The organism is Thiolinea disciformis DSM 14473 (genome assembly GCF_000371925.1).
Taxonomy (GTDB): Bacteria; Pseudomonadota; Gammaproteobacteria; order Thiotrichales; family Thiotrichaceae; genus Thiolinea; species Thiolinea disciformis.
In genome coordinates this window covers 1-2,689 of the sequence record NZ_AQVE01000054.1, presented here as the reverse complement: position 1 = coordinate 2,689, position 2,689 = coordinate 1, and the positions used below count along the sequence as shown (strand labels likewise).

Genomic DNA, 2,689 nt, shown 5'->3' with positions numbered 1-2,689 from the left:
ACGGTGGCCATACACACCTCTTCCTCAGATCAAATGCCTTTAACGATAAAGCTCCATCAAAGCGTTTTCAACTCCCTTAAATCACGACCTATTAACCTTTTTACTTATCAAGAAATTTAATCTCAAAATCGCATTAATCTTTCTAAAAAAAGATAAGCTGCTTTTATTTACAACTATCTACTTTATTTTCATTAGCTTAAGCTTTATTTTTTCCCCTTACAAAGATATTGCTTTATGGGGATTTTATGAACGTAGAGAAGGACTGATAGTTTTATATTCCTATTTAGTATTTTTTTTATTCTTATACTTTAAAAAACCAAATCTTTTTTTCTTAGAAAATCTACTAATTTTTACTGCTATTACATCTGTAATCATTGGACTTATAGGAATATTTCAGTTTTTTGGTTTTAATATTTTTGAAATTTCATTTGTAAAATATTTTATATTAAATGAATACTATAGCCTTCTAGCTGATAAACTAACCTTTCCTAGAAATCAAGCTTTTTCTACGCTTTATAATTCCAATAACTTAGCTCATTTTCTCGCACTATTACTTCCTATATTCACTGTATTTTTTACATTAAAAATAAAAAAATTTTGGAGTATATATTTTTACTTTTTTTTAATAATATATTTTACTGCTTTATTAGCATCTAGAGGTAGAGCAGGATGGATTTCCTTTTTACTCACTTCAATAATGTTTTTATTAATTATCTTTTTCAGATACAAAAGTAAAATTGGTAGATTTTTACTGATCTTAGCAGCCTTTATCTCTGCATTCTTATTTTTAAATACATTATCTAATAATACTATTACAAAAAGAGCTAGTTCAATAATAACCTTTATATCAGTCAATAAAAACTCTACACAAGGTGGGTTTTATGCGAAGTATAAAAACCACCTTTCAAGCAGAATGGGTATTTGGATTAACAGCTTAGAAATAAGCGCAGAAAATATTTTAATTGGTAGTGGCCCTGATACATTTGCATTATTTTATCACGACCATTTACCTGATGATCGTAGAAGCAAAGTACTAGTGGATAAACCCCATAATATCTATATACAAAATCTGTTAAATATCGGTGGCTTAGGATTGGTCAGCTTTTTAGGGATAATGATAATCTTCTTTTATCGAGCTTATCATTTCTTGCTGGAAGAAAGACTTGAGGCCAACCAAAATTCTGTGCTACTGGCTCTTACACTAGGAGTATTAGGTTATTTATTAGCCGGTATGTTTTATGATAGTACTGTTCATGTTTCACCCATATTCTGGGTAGTTTTAGGTTTAGGGGCAGCGATGACACGTCCCAGATTAATATAAAAATAGCCACTAAATAAGTGGCTACTGGGGCTATAGGCTTTAGCAAATTTTAAAGATTATTGGTGAAAGTTTGCACCAACATTTTTTGAAGAGTCCATCAATAAGTAGCAATTTGTATCTGTATTAAAATTGGCACATGCACCTGTCCAACCTGTAAATTGTGAGCTTCCTTGTGGTTGAGCAACTAATTGAATAGATGAGCCGGAGTTTAATGTTGCATTACAGACAGAAGTTGGGCAGTTAATGATGCTAAGGCCTGAGGGGCTGGTATTGGTATCATAATCCTGAACTACGCCTATACCACTTCCTGATGTATTAACAGTTACATTAAGTTGATATTGTGTAGCCATAAATTTAGCTGTTACTTGCTTCACTCCATTAACGAATACAGTACATTGATCTTGGTTGGGTGCAGCCAATGGGGTACAACCAGTCCAACCGTTAGCAGGGAAGATTGAGCCATTAGTAGGAATGGCTTTAAGAGTGACCGTCGTATTACTACTATACTCAGCAATACATGTTCCACCATGGCAATTAATGACAGGTGTTGCAGGCGATACATTACTAATATAGCCTGTACCTGTACTACCAGTTGCTCGACCCAACTCTAAACGGCGTGCACTCAGTAAGCGAAACTTAGCCGTAATAATTCTATTCGTTAAAACAGGTGATGTTTCACAAGAACTATTTAATAAAGTGCTCGTCGATATAGCACAATTATTTGTACCCCATCCGTTAAACGCTGATCCATAAGCAGCGTGAGCTTGCAACTTCGCAACTTCCCCAGCAGGATAGTTTGCTTGACAACTAGAACCACAATTGATAACGCCAATACCAGTGCCACTCGTATTAGAGGAATAGTTAGTTACAGTGCCACTACCTGCTCCTGCTCTTCCAACTGTTAGACTATAATTTGGTCGAGTAAAATGGGCGATGACATTTTTCACTCCTGCAACAGTAACCTCACAATCAAGATTATTGTTGGTCGTAGAATCGCATCCTGTCCAGTTTGAGAAAGTATAACCCGTGTCAACCTTTGCTCGAATTTTTATTGTAGTAGTCGCGTTGGGAAGTTCAATAAGACGGGTTGATGCTGAAAATGTTGATTCGCTTAAGGCTGTCGGACTAATAATACGCATGCTGCCTAAACCTTGACCATCTTTGCTAATTTTCACTCGATTTGGCAAAAGTTCTCTGAAATTCGCTGTCGCATTCGTTACTTGAGACATTTCAAAATAACAAGAAGTAGATGTGGAGTTGTTACAAACACTTCCTGGGTCGTGATTTAAGGGAGTTGAAAACGCTTTGATGGAGCTTTATCGTTAAAGGCATTTGATCTGAGGAAGAGGTGTGTATGGCCACCGTACC

Annotated in this window: 2 protein-coding genes; one reads left to right on the top strand and one right to left on the bottom strand. The window is 35.3% G+C overall.

Annotated features, from left to right (window positions below):
- The first annotated feature begins 55 nt into the window (after nt 1–55).
- On the top strand, nt 56–1,321 hold the full coding sequence (locus tag A3IE_RS23335; protein WP_083900693.1) for an O-antigen ligase family protein: 1,266 nt from the start codon (nt 56–58) through the stop codon (nt 1,319–1,321).
- A 56-nt stretch (nt 1,322–1,377) separates the two neighbouring features.
- Here A3IE_RS23335 and A3IE_RS22970 read toward each other — a convergent pair whose 3' ends face one another.
- The gene (locus A3IE_RS22970) at nt 1,378–2,550 is read right to left on the bottom strand and encodes an InlB B-repeat-containing protein (RefSeq protein WP_157832927.1); all 1,173 of its coding nucleotides are present in this window, start codon (nt 2,548–2,550) and stop codon (nt 1,378–1,380) included.
- Between the last annotated feature and the right edge of the window lie 139 nt (nt 2,551–2,689).

Bases quoted from the DNA above. Each gene is read 5' to 3' on its own strand.
- A3IE_RS22970 (WP_157832927.1), bottom strand. From the start codon at position 2,550: ATGTCTCAAGTAACGAATGCGACAGCGAATTTCAGAGAACTTTTGCCA.